Source organism: Corynebacterium tuberculostearicum (genome assembly GCF_013408445.1).
Taxonomy (GTDB): domain Bacteria; phylum Actinomycetota; class Actinomycetes; order Mycobacteriales; family Mycobacteriaceae; genus Corynebacterium; species Corynebacterium tuberculostearicum.
Genome location: NZ_JACBZL010000001.1, coordinates 1,122,555 through 1,139,026 on the forward strand (window position 1 = coordinate 1,122,555; position 16,472 = coordinate 1,139,026).

The 16,472-nt window shown below is 60.9% G+C and carries 16 protein-coding genes; 4 read left to right on the top strand and 12 right to left on the bottom strand.

Going from position 1 to position 16,472, the window contains the following annotated elements; genetic code table 11:
- Positions 1–64: 64 nt before the first annotated feature.
- The 3 genes from BJ985_RS05305 to era are packed head-to-tail and all read right to left on the bottom strand — an operon-like array spanning position 65 to position 2,591.
- Complete coding sequence (locus BJ985_RS05305; RefSeq protein ID WP_005326452.1) at positions 65–820, bottom strand: isoprenyl transferase; 756 nt, start codon at positions 818–820, stop codon at positions 65–67.
- A 10-nt stretch (positions 821–830) separates the two neighbouring features.
- Positions 831–1,547, bottom strand: a complete 717-nt coding sequence (gene recO, locus BJ985_RS05310; protein WP_179386829.1) for a DNA repair protein RecO — start codon at positions 1,545–1,547, stop codon at positions 831–833.
- A 6-nt stretch (positions 1,548–1,553) separates the two neighbouring features.
- The gene (gene era, locus BJ985_RS05315) at positions 1,554–2,591 is read right to left on the bottom strand and encodes a GTPase Era (RefSeq protein WP_005324210.1); all 1,038 of its coding nucleotides are present in this window, start codon (positions 2,589–2,591) and stop codon (positions 1,554–1,556) included.
- A gap of 326 nt (positions 2,592–2,917) precedes the next feature.
- Between era and BJ985_RS05320 the strand changes: the two genes are divergently transcribed.
- The gene (locus BJ985_RS05320) at positions 2,918–3,307 is read left to right on the top strand and encodes a hypothetical protein (protein ID WP_005324208.1); all 390 of its coding nucleotides are present in this window, start codon (positions 2,918–2,920) and stop codon (positions 3,305–3,307) included.
- Positions 3,308–3,389: 82 nt separating this feature from the next.
- Here BJ985_RS05320 and BJ985_RS05325 read toward each other — a convergent pair whose 3' ends face one another.
- The 9 genes from BJ985_RS05325 to hemW form a co-directional block, all read right to left on the bottom strand.
- Positions 3,390–4,406, bottom strand: coding sequence for a formamidase (locus BJ985_RS05325; RefSeq protein WP_005326447.1), 1,017 nt, complete (start codon positions 4,404–4,406; stop codon positions 3,390–3,392).
- Positions 4,407–4,780: 374 nt separating this feature from the next.
- On the bottom strand, positions 4,781–5,629 hold the full coding sequence (pdxY, locus tag BJ985_RS05330) for a pyridoxal kinase PdxY (protein ID WP_005324206.1): 849 nt from the start codon (positions 5,627–5,629) through the stop codon (positions 4,781–4,783).
- Positions 5,630–5,681: 52 nt separating this feature from the next.
- Positions 5,682–6,299 carry an rRNA maturation RNase YbeY gene (gene ybeY / locus BJ985_RS05335; protein WP_005324205.1) on the bottom strand — a complete coding sequence of 206 codons (618 nt, stop codon included), beginning with the start codon at positions 6,297–6,299 and terminating at the stop codon, positions 5,682–5,684.
- Positions 6,296–7,276 (bottom strand): PhoH family protein, encoded by a 981-nt coding sequence (locus BJ985_RS05340; RefSeq protein ID WP_040425220.1) that lies wholly within the window; start codon positions 7,274–7,276, stop codon positions 6,296–6,298. The genes ybeY and BJ985_RS05340 overlap by 4 nt, the downstream gene beginning before the upstream one ends.
- A gap of 23 nt (positions 7,277–7,299) precedes the next feature.
- A complete protein-coding gene (locus BJ985_RS05345) occupies positions 7,300–8,058 on the bottom strand; it encodes a 16S rRNA (uracil(1498)-N(3))-methyltransferase (RefSeq protein WP_179386830.1) in 759 nt (252 codons plus the stop codon).
- Entirely contained in the window at positions 8,058–9,209 is a 1,152-nt protein-coding gene (dnaJ, locus tag BJ985_RS05350) for a molecular chaperone DnaJ (RefSeq protein ID WP_179386831.1), read from the bottom strand. Before dnaJ ends, BJ985_RS05345 begins: the two co-directional genes overlap by 1 nt.
- A 69-nt stretch (positions 9,210–9,278) precedes the next feature.
- The gene (gene hrcA, locus BJ985_RS05355; RefSeq protein WP_179386832.1) at positions 9,279–10,328 is read right to left on the bottom strand and encodes a heat-inducible transcriptional repressor HrcA; all 1,050 of its coding nucleotides are present in this window, start codon (positions 10,326–10,328) and stop codon (positions 9,279–9,281) included.
- Between the two features lie 10 nt (positions 10,329–10,338).
- Positions 10,339–11,511 carry an ATP-binding protein gene (locus tag BJ985_RS05360; protein WP_086589206.1) on the bottom strand — a complete coding sequence of 391 codons (1,173 nt, stop codon included), beginning with the start codon at positions 11,509–11,511 and terminating at the stop codon, positions 10,339–10,341.
- A 109-nt stretch (positions 11,512–11,620) separates the two neighbouring features.
- The gene (gene hemW, locus BJ985_RS05365) at positions 11,621–12,760 is read right to left on the bottom strand and encodes a radical SAM family heme chaperone HemW (protein ID WP_179386833.1); all 1,140 of its coding nucleotides are present in this window, start codon (positions 12,758–12,760) and stop codon (positions 11,621–11,623) included.
- A gap of 147 nt (positions 12,761–12,907) precedes the next feature.
- Between hemW and BJ985_RS05370 the strand changes: the two genes are divergently transcribed.
- The 3 genes from BJ985_RS05370 (at position 12,908) to BJ985_RS05380 (ending at position 16,460) form a co-directional block, all read left to right on the top strand.
- On the top strand, positions 12,908–14,302 hold the full coding sequence (locus tag BJ985_RS05370) for a hemolysin family protein (protein WP_179386834.1): 1,395 nt from the start codon (positions 12,908–12,910) through the stop codon (positions 14,300–14,302).
- Positions 14,302–15,360, top strand: a complete 1,059-nt coding sequence (locus tag BJ985_RS05375) for a CNNM domain-containing protein (RefSeq protein WP_179386835.1) — start codon at positions 14,302–14,304, stop codon at positions 15,358–15,360. The genes BJ985_RS05370 and BJ985_RS05375 overlap by 1 nt, the downstream gene beginning before the upstream one ends.
- 227 nt (positions 15,361–15,587) lie before the next feature.
- A complete protein-coding gene (locus BJ985_RS05380; RefSeq protein WP_179386836.1) occupies positions 15,588–16,460 on the top strand; it encodes a hypothetical protein in 873 nt (290 codons plus the stop codon).
- The last annotated feature ends 12 nt before the right edge of the window (positions 16,461–16,472 follow it).

The following is a 16,472-nucleotide window of genomic DNA, read 5'->3' on the forward strand; positions in this document are numbered from 1 at the left end:
GCGCGCAGCCACTCCCCCTCACCTCAGCCTCCAGTTTCCGGCGGCTGAGGTTTTTCTTTTTGCGCTACTTCTTCACGCCACCGAAGCGGCGGTCGCGCCGCGCGTACTCCTCGATGGCAGCGAAGAGATCCTCCGGAGTGAAGTCCGGGAAGAGCTTGTCCTGGTAAATCATCTCCGCGTAGGCGGACTGCCAGAGCAGGAAGTTAGAGGTGCGCTTCTCACCAGACGGGCGCAGGAAGAGATCCACGTCCGGCATGCTCGGGTCATAAAGATGCTGCGCGATGGTTTCTTCCTTAATATCGCGCGGATTGAGCTCGCCGGCGGCAACCTGCTTGGCGATGTCCCTAAAGCCATCCACCAGTTCTGCCCTACCGCCGTAATTAACGCACATGGCCAAAGTCATCTTGGTATTGTCCTTGGTCAGCTCCTGGGCGGCCTCGAGCTCCTTAATAACCGAGCGCCACAGGCGCGGGCGGCGGCCGGCCCACACCACCCGCACGCCGCGCTCGTTGAGCCATTCGCGCTGGCGGCGCAGCACGTCGCGGTTAAAGCCCATAAGGAAGCGGACCTCCTCCGGGCTGCGGCGCCAATTCTCCGTGGAGAAGGCATAGGCCGAAAGGTAGGGAACGCCGGCGGCAAGGCAGGCATCGACGACGTCAAGAAGCACGGCTTCTCCGCGCCTATGCCCCTCGGTGCGCTTCATGCCTTTCTCCTGGGCCCAGCGGCCGTTGCCGTCCATGACCAGCGCAATATGGCGCGGCATGAACTCATCCGGGATATTCGGCGGGGTCAAAGTGCGGTTCGGGTCTGGCGTAATCACGGGCTATATTCTACTGCTCCATAACCTGCAATGCGGAAACATTGCGCTCCATGTGCCACTGCAGGTGCGCCCGCGCTAGGCGATGCCCCTCCTGCTTTTGCGCATTCGTCGGATTCGTCGGGTGATTATGCGCCAAAAGCCACAGGTGGTGCAGGGTTTCCGGGTCTACCTCCGCAGCACCTGGCGGACGGCATTCGTGACACGCCGCGCCGCCTACCGCTGGGTGGAAGGCATGGTGCGGGCCCGGCCGGTTGCACTGGGCGCAGTTGAAAAGGCTCGGCGCCCAACCGGCATGCGCCATCGCTTGCAGCAAGAACGCATCCAACGTCATGGTGGGGTCTGCGGTCTGGAGCTGCTCCAAGGTCGCGGTGACGGATTCGTAGAGGTAGGGGTCATGGGCGGCGTCGGCAAACGCAAGGCGCTCGGCCGATTCCAGCACCGCGCACGCGGCCGTGTAGCGCTCATAGTCCTCAATGAGGCGCGCGCCAAAATAGTCGACCGTATCCGCCTGGGAGATGGTGGCCAGGTTCTTGCCCACATACAGCTGCACATCAAGGTTGACGAAGAGCTGCAGGCGCGACCCAAAGCGCGACTTGGCACGGCGCACGCCCTTGGCCACCGCGCGCACGAGGCCATGATCGCGGGTAAGCAGGACTATGACGCGATCGGCCTCACCAAAGTCGTAGGTGCGGATGACCACTGCGCGGTCACGATAGTTCTCGCGCATAGCGGTTTAGAACCCGAGCCTACCCAGCGACTTCGGGTCAGACTGCCAATTCTTCAGCACCTTGATTCGCAGATCCAGGTACACATTGTGGCCGAGCAGCTCGATGATCTCCTTGCGGGCATTGCCCACAATGCGGCGGAAGCGCAGGCCATCCTTACCCTCGATAATGCGCTTTTGGCCGGGGCGCTCCAGGTACAAAATGGCGTGGATATCCAACACGCCCTCGCGGGTGCGCGACGGAAGCATCTCATCGACCTGCACCGCCACCGAGTGCGGCAGCTCCGCCTTCAAGCCGGACAAGGCGGCTTCACGAATGAGTTCCTCGATGCGCTTTTCCTGGCCCTCATCGGTGATGTGATCATCCGGGTAGAACTTCGGGCCTTCTGGCAGGTGGTCCACGATGACCTGCACCAGCTCATCAAGCTGCACGCCCTCCTTGGAGGAGACCGGGATGACTACCGCATTAGGATCTTCCTGGGTAAGCAGTTCGTGCAGGGCCAGAAGCTGGGCGCCAACCTGGTCTTTGCTGGCCTTATCCAGCTTGGTGACGATGCCGATGATCGGGGTCTTTGGGGCGATGCTGCGCACGTTTTCCAGGATCCAGCGGTCACCAGGGCCAATTTTTTCATCGGCCGGGATGGTCAGGCCAATAACGTCCACATCAGCGTAGGTATCCTTGACTACCTCGTTGAGGCGCTCGCCCAACAGGGTGCGCGGGCGGTGCAGGCCCGGCGTATCCACGACGATAACTTGAGCGTCTTCGCGGTGTACCAAACCACGGATAGTGTGGCGGGTGGTCTCCGGCTGGTCGGCCGTAATCGCAATCTTCTGGCCTACTAGGGCATTGGTCAGTGTGGACTTGCCGGTATTCGGGCGGCCAACGAAGGACACGAAGCCCGAGCGGAAACCCTCCGGGGTATCGGTGTACTGCGAATAATCAAGCGGGGCTGCCGCATTCTCGGCGCCTTCCGGCACGGCATCATCGGGGTCTTCCGGAAGACCCTCGAATGCCGCATCAAACTGTGCATCAAAATCAGAACTCATTACCCGCAATAATAGCCCACAGAGTCAAGATCTCCGATTAGTTCGCGGCCAATTCGCACCGGTGAAGCGGCATAGGACTAATCTATGGAGAAACCTCTTCTCTCCAGCGCATACCGCGCTCACTCTCCGAAAGGCTCCTCATGCCCCGCAAATCCCCTGCCCTACTTTTGGGCGCTGCCCTTACTCTCATCCTTTCCGCATGCTCCTCGCCTAATTCCGAGTCACCCGCCGAGACGAGTACTAGTTCTTCGGCTACCTCTTCTTCATCCGCCACCAGTTCTTCAAGTACGGCCTCTTCTGCCGCTACCATCAGCAGCGAAGAGAGCATGGCGGAAGAACCTGCAAAAAGCGCCGCTCCTGAGCCGGAGACCCAGCCTCAAACCGCGGCTGCCGAGCCGGAGCTGCTGTATTGCGATCCGGGAAATTTGACCATCATCGGTACATTTTCCGACGGCACGCAAAGGCCCACAGAGCTATGCGATACTCCCGCTCATCGCCGATCTGCACGCGCAGAAGGAGTGTGCGGCAGTCTAGACGGACGATATAAGTACCCCGAAGAATGGGCCGAGCTGTGCAATGGAGGCCTTCCGCCTTCAGATTCAGATTCGTTGAATGACTATGGCGACGTAGATGCTGGATACACGCCAGAGTCCGACGCAGTGTTAGATACGCCAGCCGATGCCGATACTGGTGCGGTAGAAGGCTACGAGTATTAGCGGGAAAGACCGCACGCTGGACAACGCCAAAGCCCTGCGCCCGTCGAAACGGGTGCAGGGCTTGCCGCTAAATTAGTGAAGCTTACTTAAACTCATCCGGCAGCGGTCCAAGCTGCGGGCCGTCCGGGTAGTACTTCCAGCCATCCTTGATGCGGACGTCGTCAGCCCACGGCAGCTTATACTTGCCCTTAGCCAAGTCCTCGACCCAGGTGAGATAGTTGTCGGTCTTGCCGCCGGGGTAGCCCACGTATCCGCGGTTGCCCAGGTTGAAGATGTTGTTTTCTAGGCCCCAATTGATACGGGCCTTGTCAGCCAACTCTGGGAAGATTTCGGCGGTGACGATCTCGCCGGGATTGCGGTGGCCCTCAGAAATCATGTGGCCGTCGTAATTGCAGACGTTACCTTCACCGAAGTAGTAGAAGGTGTTGTCGTAGCCAGCCAAGTTTACGGATGCGGTGTACATCAGGTTCTGGAAGGCATTCGTCTTATTGGTCATGATCCACTGATCCTGGGTCTGTGTGGAGTAGCCAGAGATGCGGATATAAACGTTGGCGCCCTTGTATGCAGCCTCGCGAGCAAGCTCAGGGAACATGCCATCGTGGCAAATGTTCACGGCAAGCTTGGAGCCCTTCGGGCCGTCGCAAACCGGCATGCCCAGATCGCCCGGGTACCACGGTTCGATAGGAGTCCACGGCTGGAGCTTGCGGTAGTGCAGCGCAATTTCACCATCGGAGTTGATGATGATGGCGGTATTAAATGGCGGCTTTCCTTCCTCATGGTTTGGTTCCATGATGGAGAAGACGCCCCACACGTCATTTTCCTTACAAGCCTGCTTGAACTGATCTACCTTGGGATCATCGAGTCCAATGAGGAATTCATCATAGGACCAAATCTTGGTGTTGAGACCGGAGGAAGAATATTCCGGGAAAACAATAAGGTCGAGGTCTGGGTAGCCGGCCTTGGTGGAACCCACCATGCGGCAGATTTCGTCCACACTAGCCTGGACGTCTTCCGGGGTATTGACCACCGGAACGGGATACTGAATGAGGGCCATCAACAGGCCGTCGGGGGATGCGCTAATGCTGCCGGTGCTGGACATAGTGGACTCCTATCGCAAAGTAGATGATGTGACGGGAGCCATATTACCGACGCACTAGTGGTACGTCACACTATTAGCCCGGAGAAGTAGTCTCGTATAAGAGACTCATCGTAAGCCGCCTTTGATGAAATAAGAGAGCCGAGCTGAGGGGAAGGCTACTCAGCTCGGCCGACACTCGATAGACCTTGGGTGGGCGTAGGTACGGGTTCTTAAGGGGGCGGAAAAGAAAAGTCGAAAGAGATCAGGCTGAATTGAGGGCGAAAAGGCCGATCTGAGGGGTAATTTTCCTCAGATCGGCCCGATCAGAATGGACCTAACTTTAGGAGGCCCAATTTAACGGGATCCCACGCGCGAGAACGGGGGCCGCGCAGGGTTTAGAGCTCCTCGGCGCTGAATTGCATGCGCGGGTGCGCAAAGACGTCCTGGGACTGGATGAGCTGGAGCTCGGAGGTCTCAGCCTCGTAGGTGTTTTCTAGCAGGTCATACACGGAAGAGGCGGTGCGGCGCAGGGACTCCTTGACGTCGCTGGTCTCGGTGTAGTGGCCGGTAAACAGGGCGGCGGTTACGTCGCCGGAGCCGTTGCGCTTGAACGGCAGCAGCGGCGTGGATACGAGGAAGGCGCGGTCGCCGTCGACGGCAAGCATCTCAATCTGGTCGTCGGCAGTCTCGGGGCGCTTAACGGAGGTCACCAGCACGGTCTTTGGGCCGATTTCCTGCGCCTTCTTTACTGCGGCGAGGGTCTGATCAAGTGTGCCGACCTCGGAATCGGTGAGGTAGCCCAGCTCAAACTGGTTGGGGGTGATGATATCGGCGACGGGCACGACGCGGTCGCGCAAAAGCGGCGGGATCTCATCGGAGACGAAGCAGCCGGACTTGGCATTGCCCATTACAGGGTCGCAGGCGTAGAGGGCCTTGGGGTTGGCAGCCTTGATGCGGCGGACGGTTTCCACGATGGCGTCGGCAATGTCGGCGCCGCCCTGGTAGCCCGAAAGGATGGCGTCGATCTGCGGGAAGGCGCCGCGCTTTTCAATGCCATCGATGATGGAGGTAACGTCGCTGGCTGGAATCATCGGTCCGCCCCAGTCGCCGTAGCCGGTGTGGTTAGAGAAATTCACCGTGTGGACCGGCCATACCTCATGGCCGGCGCGCTGCAGGGGAAAGACGGCCGCGGAGTTGCCAACGTGGCCGTAGGTGACGTGGGACTGGATGGAAAGGATAGTCATAGCTACCCATTGTGCTACGCTGCCCGCGCGCTCACCAAGGAAAAGACAAAAATTATTCCTCGGGGCGATCTTGTGGCTCGCCCACCGCAGGGATTCCGCCGCCGGGAACCTGCTTGTCTAGGTTGGCGCGCTCGGCAGCGTCAGGAAAAGCCTTCGGGCCAGAAGGCTTGGGCTGATAGGAAACGCCGCGCTCGGCTGCGTCGTCGTACCAATCCGCGAGCAGCTCGTTTTGGCGGCCAAACATTTCCTTCTCCTCGGCCGGGGTGGAGTGGTCATAGCCCAGCAGGTGCAGGCAACCATGGACGGTAAGCAGGGCCAGCTCGTGGCCTAGGGAGTGGCCGGCGGCCTCCGCCTGGCGCAGGGCAAACTCGGGGCACAGGACGATATCGCCCAGCATGGCCGGGCCCGGGTCGGCGGCATCGGGGCGGCCGCCACCGGCGATGGCGCCAGGGGTGAGCTCATCCATGGGAAAGCTCATGACATCGGTGGGGCCTTCCAGATCCATCCAGCGCACGTGGAGATCCTCAATGGTCTTCAAATCCACACAGGTGACGGTGCACTCGGCATCGGGGTTGATGTCCATCGCGCCGAAGGCATAAGAGGCGACGTCAATCAGCATCTCCTCGTTGACGCCTTCGAAGCCGGATTCATTGAGAAACTCGATACTCATTCCATTTCCTCGTATTCTGCGGCTTTCTTATTATCAAAGGTCTCATAGGCATTGACGATGCGCCCGACCAGCTGGTGGCGCACCACGTCCTTGGAACCCAGGTCCGCGAAGTGGATATCATCCACGTTTCGCAGGATGCGGCGCACGATGCGCAGGCCCGAGACCTGGCCGTGTGGGAGGTCTACCTGCGAGATATCGCCGGTGACCACAATCTTGGACCCAAAGCCTAGGCGGGTCAAAAACATCTTCATCTGCGCAGGCGTGGTGTTTTGGGCCTCATCAAGGATGACAAAAGCATCGTTCAACGTGCGGCCGCGCATATAGGCCAGCGGGGCGACCTCGATGATGCCGGCTTCCATGAGCTTAGGAATCATCTCCGGGTCGAGCATGTCCCGCAGGGCGTCGTACAGCGGGCGCAGGTACGGGTCAATCTTGTCATTGAGCGTGCCCGGCAAAAAGCCGAGCTTCTCCCCTGCTTCCACGGCCGGGCGGGTAAGGATAATGCGCGAGACCTGCTTGGTCTGCAGGGCCTGCACGGCCTTGGCCACCGCCAGGTAGGTCTTGCCGGAACCGGCCGGGCCGATACCAAAGACCACCGTATTATCGTCGATGGCCTGCACGTATTCAGACTGCCCCACCGTCTTCGGGCGGACGGCCTTGCCGCGACGCTTAACGATGTCCGCCGCCAGCGCCGCCGATACCGACTGCGGCGCCTCCACGGCCACCATGTCCATGGTGTGCTTGACCGTATCGGTGGACACGGCGTGGCCGCGGCGGGCGATGGCCTCGAGCTCATCGAGGATCTTGGCGGCGCGGGCCACCTCATAATCAGGACCGGTGACGGTGACGACATTACCGCGGGCAAAAAGGTCCGCATCCAGGCGGTTATTGAGCACGCGCAGGTTATCGTCCGCACTACCCAGCACACTGCTGACGTAGGCGGAATCTAGCTCACATTTCTTCGTGATGATAGGCACGTGCTTTAGGCTACCAGCGCCTGCTACCAACGCTCGGTGCGCATGCCGATTGCCGCCAGCGCCACCATTGCCGCACTAGCTGTACGCAGCACTTCTGGGCCGAGCTTGATGGGCGTGGCGCCGGCTTCTTTGAGGCGATCGAGCTCGGCGTCGCCGATGCCGCCCTCAGGGCCGACGAGCAGGACGACGTCCTCTGTGAGCGGCACGTCTTTGATGGAGGCGGTAGCCTCTTCGTGCAGGACGAGCACGGTGGGTGCGTTGGAGGAAGCGCCGTCGCGGTCGCCGGTGAGCTCTTGAACGAGCTGCGGGGTGGTCAGCGGGCCGCGCACCTGCGGGATGCGGGCGCGGCGGGATTGCTTGGCCGCGGAATCGGCGGCCGCCTGCCACTTGGCCACCGCCTTCGGTGCCTTCTTTCCGTCCCATTTAGCCACGCAGCGATCCGCCTGCCAGGCGATAATCTCATCCGCGCCGGCCTGGGTGGCAAGATCCACGGCGAGCTCGGCACGCTCGGACTTCGGGATGGCCTGTACCACGCTCACCCGGGGGGTGGGATCGGGCGCGGTGTCGATGGATTCGACCATGCCCTCCAAGGAGTCCTTGCCCGAGGTAGCGGTGATGGTGAGGGTGAGGCGGGTACCGGTGCCGTCGATAAGCTCGAGGCGCTCGCCCTCCCCCATGCGCTTGACCGTGACGGCATGGCGGGCCTCCGGGCCGGAAAAGCTGAAGGCCTCGCCGGTGCGCGCGGCGGAAAGGTCCGGGTGGATGAAGACGGGCAGCGACATTAGCGGCGGAACTTATCGCGGATACGGCTAAAGAAGGATTCCTCTTGGCCGTCGCCGGTGGTGCGCACGCGCGCGCCCTCGTCGCGGGAGTTGCGGATCCTCTCCAGGGACTCGCGGGTCTTGCGGTCCAAGTCCTTCGGCACGACGACGTCCACGTGAGCAAAAAGATTGCCGTAGCCATCGGTGCGCAGGCGCGGCATGCCGGCGCCATCGACCTTGATAGACTCGCCCGGCTGGGTGCCCGGCTCGATGTCGATGGTGAGCTCTTCGCCATTGAGCTGGTCGATGGTGAAGTTGGTGCCCAAGGCGGCGTCAATCATCGGCACGCGCACGGTGAGGTTCAGGTCATCGGCGTTGCGCTGGAAGACGGGGTGCTCCTCCGTGTGGACCTCAACGTACAGGTCGCCGGCCGGGCCACCGCCGTGGCCGACCTCGCCCTGGGAGGCCATGCGGATGCGCATGCCATCATTGATGCCGGCCGGGATATTCACGGTGAGATCGCGGCGCTTCTTCACGCGGCCATCGCCGGCGCAGTGGTTGCACGGATCGGTAATGACCTCGCCAAAGCCCTGGCACTTCGGGCACGGACGGGTGGTCATGACGTTGCCCAAGAAGCTGCGCTGCATCTCCTGGATTTCACCCATGCCATTGCAGTTATCACAGGTAACCGGCTTGGCCTTGGACTCGGAGCCGGTACCGCCACAGCTATCGCACAGCACGGCGGTATCCACGGTGACCTTCTTCTTCAGGCCGGTGTAGGCCTCCTCAAGGGTGATGCGGGTGCGCAGCAGGGCATCGTTGCCCGGCTGGACGCGGGACTTCGGGCCGCGGGAACCGCCGGCACCGCCGCCGAAGAACTCGGCGAAGATATCGCCGAGGCCGCCGCCACCGAAGCCGCCAAAGCCACCGGCGCCGGCACCGCCGCCACCCTGCTCCATGGGGTCGCCGCCCATGTCCACGATCTGGCGCTTTTGCGGATCCAGCAGGACCTCCTGGGCCAGCGCGGCATCGCGGAACTTTTCCGCGGCAGCGTCATCATCCGGGTTCAGATCCGGGTGATACTTGCGGGCCATTTTGCGGTAGGCCTTTTTAATCTCCTGGTCAGTTGCGTTTTTATCAACACCGAGGATGCCGTAATAGTCACGAGCCACTGTAAGAGATATTCCTTCTAATTCGTCTTGTTGGGGTTAACTTGAAAAAATAATGCGCGGCCAGCCAGTTTACTCGCACTGCTCGCCGGCCAAAATTTCGCTCACATACCGTGCAACGGCAGAGACCTTAGAAATTGTTCCCGAGTAATCCATAAAGGTAGGCCCCACCACGCCAAGGCCGCCCAGCGTGGCCACCTCATCGCCGGTGCCCAGTCCGTAGCCCGTGGCTACCACGGAGGCTTGGCGCAGCTGGTCTTCCTCGTTTTCCTCGCCGATGACCACGGAGACGTTGCCGAGATCCGGCACGCGGGCGAGCAGCTTGAGGACGACGACCTGTTCCTCTAGCGCCTCAATAATCTTGGGTAAACCTTCTGGAAACTCGCGCGCCACGCGCGTGAGGTTGGAGGCGCCGGCCATAATCAGCCGGTCGGAGGGCTGTTCCACTAGGGTCTCGATGAGCGTGGTGGCCACCTTTAGTACGTGGTGTCGGATATCCAAGGGGGCGTCGTCGACAAGGTGGGCGAGCTCCACGGAGGCGTCGGTAAGCGTCTTGCCCACTAGCGCGCTGTTGACGATGTCGCGCAGGCGGAAGGTCTGGTCCTGGTCGATGATTTCATCGAGCTCCACATTGCGCTGGTCCACGCGGCCGTTATCGGTGATGAGCACCAGCAGCAGGCGCACTGGGGAGAGCGCCACGACCTCGCAGTGTTTGACGCGCGAGACCTTGAGATTGGGCAGCTGGACGACGGCCGCCTGCTTCGTCACCTGCGCCAATAACTGCACCGAGCGGCGCAGCACATCCTCCAAGTCGACGCCATCTTCCAAGAAGTTGAGCATCGCGCGGCGCTCCGGGGCCGACAGCGGCTTGACCTCGTGGAGGGAATCCACAAAGTGGCGGTAGCCCTGTTGAGTGGGCACGCGGCCGGAGCTGGCGTGCTGCTGGGAGATAAGGCCCTGGGATTCGAGCACGGCCATGTCATTGCGGATGGTGGCCGAGGAGACGCCCAATTGGTAGCGCTCCAAGAGCGACTTAGAGCCAACGGGCTCCTGGGAGGCAATATAGTCCGCCACGATGGCGCGCAGGACTTCCTTGCGGCGGGCATCGGTTGAGGTAGACACTATGGCGCTCCTATTCGCTTCGGCGAATGATAAATTCTTTGAAATTCGGGACGGTGTACCTGACTTTACCGTGCTCAGGGGAATAAATGAGACCTTTGTTTATGAGCTTAGCCCGAACCGGACCAAGAGCCTTATTATCCTTCCCCAGGCGTTCACCGATTTCTTTTGTTTCCGCTGAACCATCGCCTAAGGCAGCCATGGCACTGAGATAGTCTCTTTCAGCTGGCGTAGCTCGATCCCAGCGAGCTTGGAAGAAGCCTGCGTCTAGTTGCTTTGTTCCCAAGCGAGCGGCCTGCCTTGCATCCGCAATGGTAAACGGTGAGATTTCGCCTACCTTCCAAATTTGGGATCCAAACTCCTGTAAAAAGTACGGATACTGTCCACTTGCCTCCGCAAGAAAATCCAGAGCGTCATCTTCGAATTCCACGTCTTGGCGCTCAGCGGGTGCAGATAGAGCTTTGCGCGCCGAATGCAGGCCAAGGCGGTCAATGGTGTGTACCTCAAACATGCGCTCCGCATAGGAGCGCGACCTAGCAACTTTTCCGGGCAAGCTCGGTAGGCCAGCGCCGATTATATAAAAGGGTAGACGGTTTTGGCCTGCTTCATGCTGGGCTGAAATTAACGCCTCCATCATTTCCTCATCTAGGTCTTGCATTTCATCGATAAAGAAAGCAAGGGCCTTTCGATCCCTTTTTAGGGTTTCCGCTACAGCAGAGGTGACATCCTGAAGGTCGAGCTCTAAGTTTCCGGTAACAGGAGCTAAATCCTTAGTCTCCACTCCTAGGTTCATTGCTCCGTCCCCCAAGGAAAGGTGAAATGATGCAACCGCCCGCGACAGTGCCAAAGCACTCTCTTTCACCAACGCCTTCGCACGGTAGCGCAGCGAAGCTTTTCCTAGCCCGTTGGCAATTGCCCGCCGTACGCTCTCTGCCCCGCGCACTCCTTGCGAAGCTTCAACTTTTACCGTGAGCCAGTCACACTTATCGGCCCGTGATTTCAATTGGTTCAAAAGGACCGTCTTGCCGACTCCACGAAGGCCAATGAGCAACATCGGGCGGCCAAGCAAATTGTTTTCTGCACGCTTAATCAAGTTGTCAAAAGCTTGTAGATCCCTGTCACGCCCGGTGAGGACTGTAGGGGCAAGTCCCGAACCGGGCGTATACGGATTTAGTGCATCGTCCATATCAAAAGACTAACAAGAAAATAGCGGAATAACAGGTTTCCCATCGACTGAGTCAAAACTAACTGGTTTGGTTTCTACTGAATTAAGTCTAAAGGTCTGGGAACGAGGATTAGGTTTCTTCGGCGACGAGGAGATCGGTGATGATGCCATCGGCTAGCAGGCGGCCGGGCTTGGTGATGCGTACGCGATCGCCGGCACGCTCGAGCAGGCCGCGGCCGATGAAGCGCTCGAGGGCGGGGGCGGCATGGGCATCGAGCCAGGCCTCCGGGATGCCCTCGCTCAGGCGCAGGCCGAGCATGATTTTCTCCATGTGGCGGTCGGCGTCGGTAAGCGTTTCGGTTTCTTTGATGGGCAGCTCGTCGCGGCCGAGGGCGTCGATGTAGCGCGAGGGGTGCTTGACGTTAAAGAAGCGCTCGTTACCCAAGTGCGAGTGGGCGCCTGGGCCTGCACCCCACCAATTGCCGTCTACCCAGTAGATGCGGTTGTGCTCGCACTCGCCGCCTGGCTTGGACCAGTTGGAGACCTCGTACCACTCGAAGCCTTCTGACTCGAGGGTGGAGGAAATCATCTCATAGCGCCGTGCCAGCACGTCCTCATCGGGGGCGGGCAGGATACCTTTATTGACCTTGCGCGCCATGCGGGTGCCGTCTTCCACGATGAGCGAATAAGCACTGACGTGGTCCACGCCCGTCTCTAGCACTCGGTCGAGCGTCTCGCGCACGTTGTCATCGGTTTCGGTGGGAGTGCCGTAGATCATGTCCAGGTTGACGTGCTCGAAGCCGGCAGCGCGGGCCTCGCGGGCGGCGGCAAAGGCGCGGCCGGGTGTGTGGGCGCGCTCGAGGACCTGGAGAACGCCCGGGGATGCGGACTGCATGCCAAGGCTGATGCGGGTATAGCCGGCGTCGGCAAGCTGGGCAAAATACTCCGGTGAGGTGGACTCCGGATTGGATTCGGTGGTGACCTCCGCCCCAGGTTTCAGGCCAAAGGTGGAACGGACGGTGTTCAGGATGCGGCTCAGGCCCTGCCCGCCCAGCAGCGAGGGCGTGCCTCCGCCAATGAAGACGGTCTCGGCCGGGCGGCCCACGCGCGCGGCCGCCAATTCCAGCTCGCGGTCCAAGGCATCCAGGTAGGGCCCAGTGAGATCGCGCGGGCTGCCAAGCTCGCCCGGGGTATAGGTATTGAAATCGCAATACCCGCAACGAGTGGCACAGAAAGGAACGTGGATATACAGCCCGAAGGGTTCAGTCATGGATAAAACCCTAATAGGCCGGGAACAAAATGGCCGAAAGCGGGGTTGAGCATGTAGTATGTTTCCATCTTCCCAAGTAGAAAGGCACCCTCAGTGGAACCTCCGAGTCGATGTCCCTACCTCCTTCTAGGCGGTGGGGAGTAAATCATGTTATCGGCTATTTTGATGATCCTGGCCGGCTTTGTAGTCATTGGCCTCATCATCGTCGCGAACGCATACTTCGTGGCCCAAGAATTTTCCTTTATGTCCGTGGACCGCACGCAACTGCGGACCCAGGCTGCTGAGGGGGATAAGACAGCCCAACGCGCGCTGGCTATTACCCAGCAGACCTCCTTCATGCTCTCCGGCGCGCAGCTCGGTATTACGATTACCGGCCTGCTCATCGGCTATGTGGCCGAGCCGCTCGTGGGCCAAGGACTGGGTACGTTGCTTGGCGGCGTCGGCGTTCCCTCCGCGGTGTCAGTCACCGTTGGTACCATCGCGGCACTTTTCATCTCCACGATTGCGACGATGCTTTTTGCGGAGCTCTTCCCCAAGAACTACACCATCGCCGCACCGATGAAGACGGCGCGCTGGCTGGCCGCCTCCACGCAGCTTTACCTGCGGATTTTCGGCTGGCTCATCCACTTCTTCGAGTACTCTTCCAATGCCATCCTCAAGGTCTTTGGCATCGAACCGGTAGAAGACGTGGACTCCTCCGCCACCGCCGATGACCTGGAATCCATCGTGGATTCCTCCCACGAGGCTGGCGATCTGGATGAAAATACCTACATGGTGCTCGACCGCCTGCTGGACTTCCCCGAACACGATGTTGAGCACGCCATGATTCCGCGCTCCCGCGTGGACGTCATTGACCCGGACACCACCCTCGGTGAAGTCCGCGAGATGATGTCTACCGACCACACGCGCTACCCCGTCATTGATGACGACCACAACCCGGTGGGTGTGGTGCATCTTATCGACGTCCTGGGAAGCGACCTGCCCGCCGCCACCAAGGCCACCAGCATCATGCAGGAGGCCGTCGTGGTCCCTGAGCTGATGCCGCTGCCGGATGTGGTGGAAGAGCTGCGCGATAGCGACCAGAAGATGGCGTGCGTGATCGATGAGTACGGCGGCTTCGTGGGCATCGTGACCATGGAGGACTTGGCCGAGGAAATCTTGGGCGATGTCACCGACGAGCACGATATCGAAGAAACCGAGGAAATCACCGAGCAGGACGAATCCCACTGGTTGGTCGACGGCGATACACCGATTGATGAGATCGAGCGCGCCATCGGCCACGACCTGCCTGAGGGCGACTTTGAGACTGTCGCCGGCCTCGTCATTGCCCACTCCGGTGCGCTGCCTGAGGTAGGCGAGGAACACACCATCCAGCTCGAAGCCGAGCCCGATGACTGGGTGGACCACGATGAGGCGCCCGTTCGCTCCATTCGCCTGCGGGTGCAAGAGGTGGACCGCCACGTGCCGTCCGTCCTTGCCATCGAGCTGGTGGAGGATTACTCCGACCACTCCGATGATGACGATGAGAAGGAGGATGCATAATGACCGAGTCTTGGTGGTTTAACCTCCTCGTTACCCTGCTCATCATCGCCGCTTCCGGATTCTTTGTGATTATCGAGTTCTCCTTGATGGGCGCTCGCCGCAACCGTTTGGAAGAGGATGCGGAAAACTCCCGCACCGCCCGCGCCGGCCTGCGCTCGCTCAATGAGCTGACCATCATGCTCGCCGGCGCGCAGCTGGGCATTACCGCCGCCACCTTTGTGCTCGGTGCTGTAACCAAGCCCTGGGTGCACCACCTGCTCATGGCGCCGCTGGAGGCCGCGGGCCTGCCGCTGGGCATTGCCGACGTCGTCAGTTTCCTCCTCGCCCTCTTCATCGTCACCTTCCTCCACCTCGTACTCGGTGAGATGGCGCCGAAGTCTTGGGCCATTACCCACCCGGAGACCGCCCTGCAGTTCATCGCGGTCCCCGCACGTGGCTTCGTGTGGATCTTCCGCCCGCTGCTGAAGTGGATCAACGTCATGGCCAACAAAATGGTGTCCCTGGCCGGCGAAGAGCCCGTCGACCGCGCCGGTGCGGCCGGATACGACGCCGAAACCCTGCGCACCTTGGTCGAGCACTCCCGCGAGACCGGTGCTCTGGATGATGAGTCTGCCAACCAGATTTCTGATGTCATCGAGTTGGAAAACTCCACTGTGGGCTCCATGGCCCGCGAGCACGGCTCTGAGGTAGTGCCCCTGCCTTCCGACGCCACCGTGGAGGACCTCCAAGACCTCGTCGTACGCAAGAACATCATGCGCGTGCTGGTCTTCCCTAAGGACTCCCGCGTCCCCCGCGTGGTCCACGTGCGCGATACCTTGCTGGCAGAACCAGAAACCCCGGTTCTCGAGTTCTCCCGCCCTGCCCTGTCCGTGTCTTCTTCCACCACCGTGCAAAAGACCTTGGACCACATGCGCGCTCGCAATGAGCAGCTCGTCATGGTGGGCAAGGCCGATAAGGACAACGCCGTGTGGATCCTCACCTGGGACGACATCATGGGCCAGCTGTGGCCGCAGATTACCGAGCAGCTAGACAAGGTCACCCCTCCCCCGGCCGTCTAGTTCTCGCCGCGTCCTCGCCCGCGCCCGCGCCCGCTTCATTGCGGCCGGCGCGGGCGTTGCCGTTTTCGCACCCGCGCGCAAGGGACGTTGCTCCCGACTGTGGATAACTGCGGCTGCGACTTTCCCAACCGCCACTTCGCTCACTCGCCTTTCCCGCGGCCTTGTTATCCACAGGCCCGGCCGCCACCTCCTCGCGCCGGCCGACGGCGTGCCCTTTTCTAGGAGGCATGACACCACCACTGACCAATATCGACTCCATCCGCACCAACCACCCCACCTTTTGGACCGACCTGAAAAACGGCACCTACCTCAAACTCGCACCGCGCATCGCAGTCCGGCGCGATCACTACCACTGCCTCGACTGCCCCTCCCAGCTGCGCCTGCGCGCCATCGCCGCCGCCCGCAGCGCCTATACCGCGGTGCTCATCTCCAAGTCCGCCGCCCGAGTGCACGGACTGTGGGTCATCGCCACGGCCGAGGAAAAGATCGAAATGGCCCTTCCCACCAATACGCTTCCCCACAAGGACCGCCGCCATCCCGAGCGCATCTACCGCAAAGCTTTACTCCCTGAGCCCGTCCTTGTGGACGGCACCCGCTGCGTTTCCAAGGCCCGCGCGGTTATCGACGTCGCCCGCTACCACGGCTTCACCGACGGCCTCATCGCCGCCGACTCGGCTTTGCGTTCTGGCCTCAGCCGGGAAGACCTCAAGGAAGAGTTCGCCCGCATGGGCCGAGTGCGCAATAGCCGCATCGTCCGCTCCGTAATCCACCACGCCTCTTCCCTTTCCCGCTCTCCTTACGAGTCTTTCGCCCGCGCCCTCCTCATTGAGGCCGATTTCCCCTGGCCCATGTTCTTCGAGGCGCCGTTTAACGCGCTGCCTGGCATCACGACCGCCCTATGCATCAGCAGCGCCTACCTCATCGACATCATCCCCGCGAAGGCACTTCCCCATCAGCGTGAGCGCCACCGACGTCTGCGCGAGGCCGGCTTCACCGTCCTCTGCTATACCCCGCGACAGCTCATCGACCACCCCACTCGCTTCCTGACCGACCTCATTTCCACCATCTCCGCCAGACAAGAGGCCGCCCGTTCTGCCTAAGTCCCCGCTTCC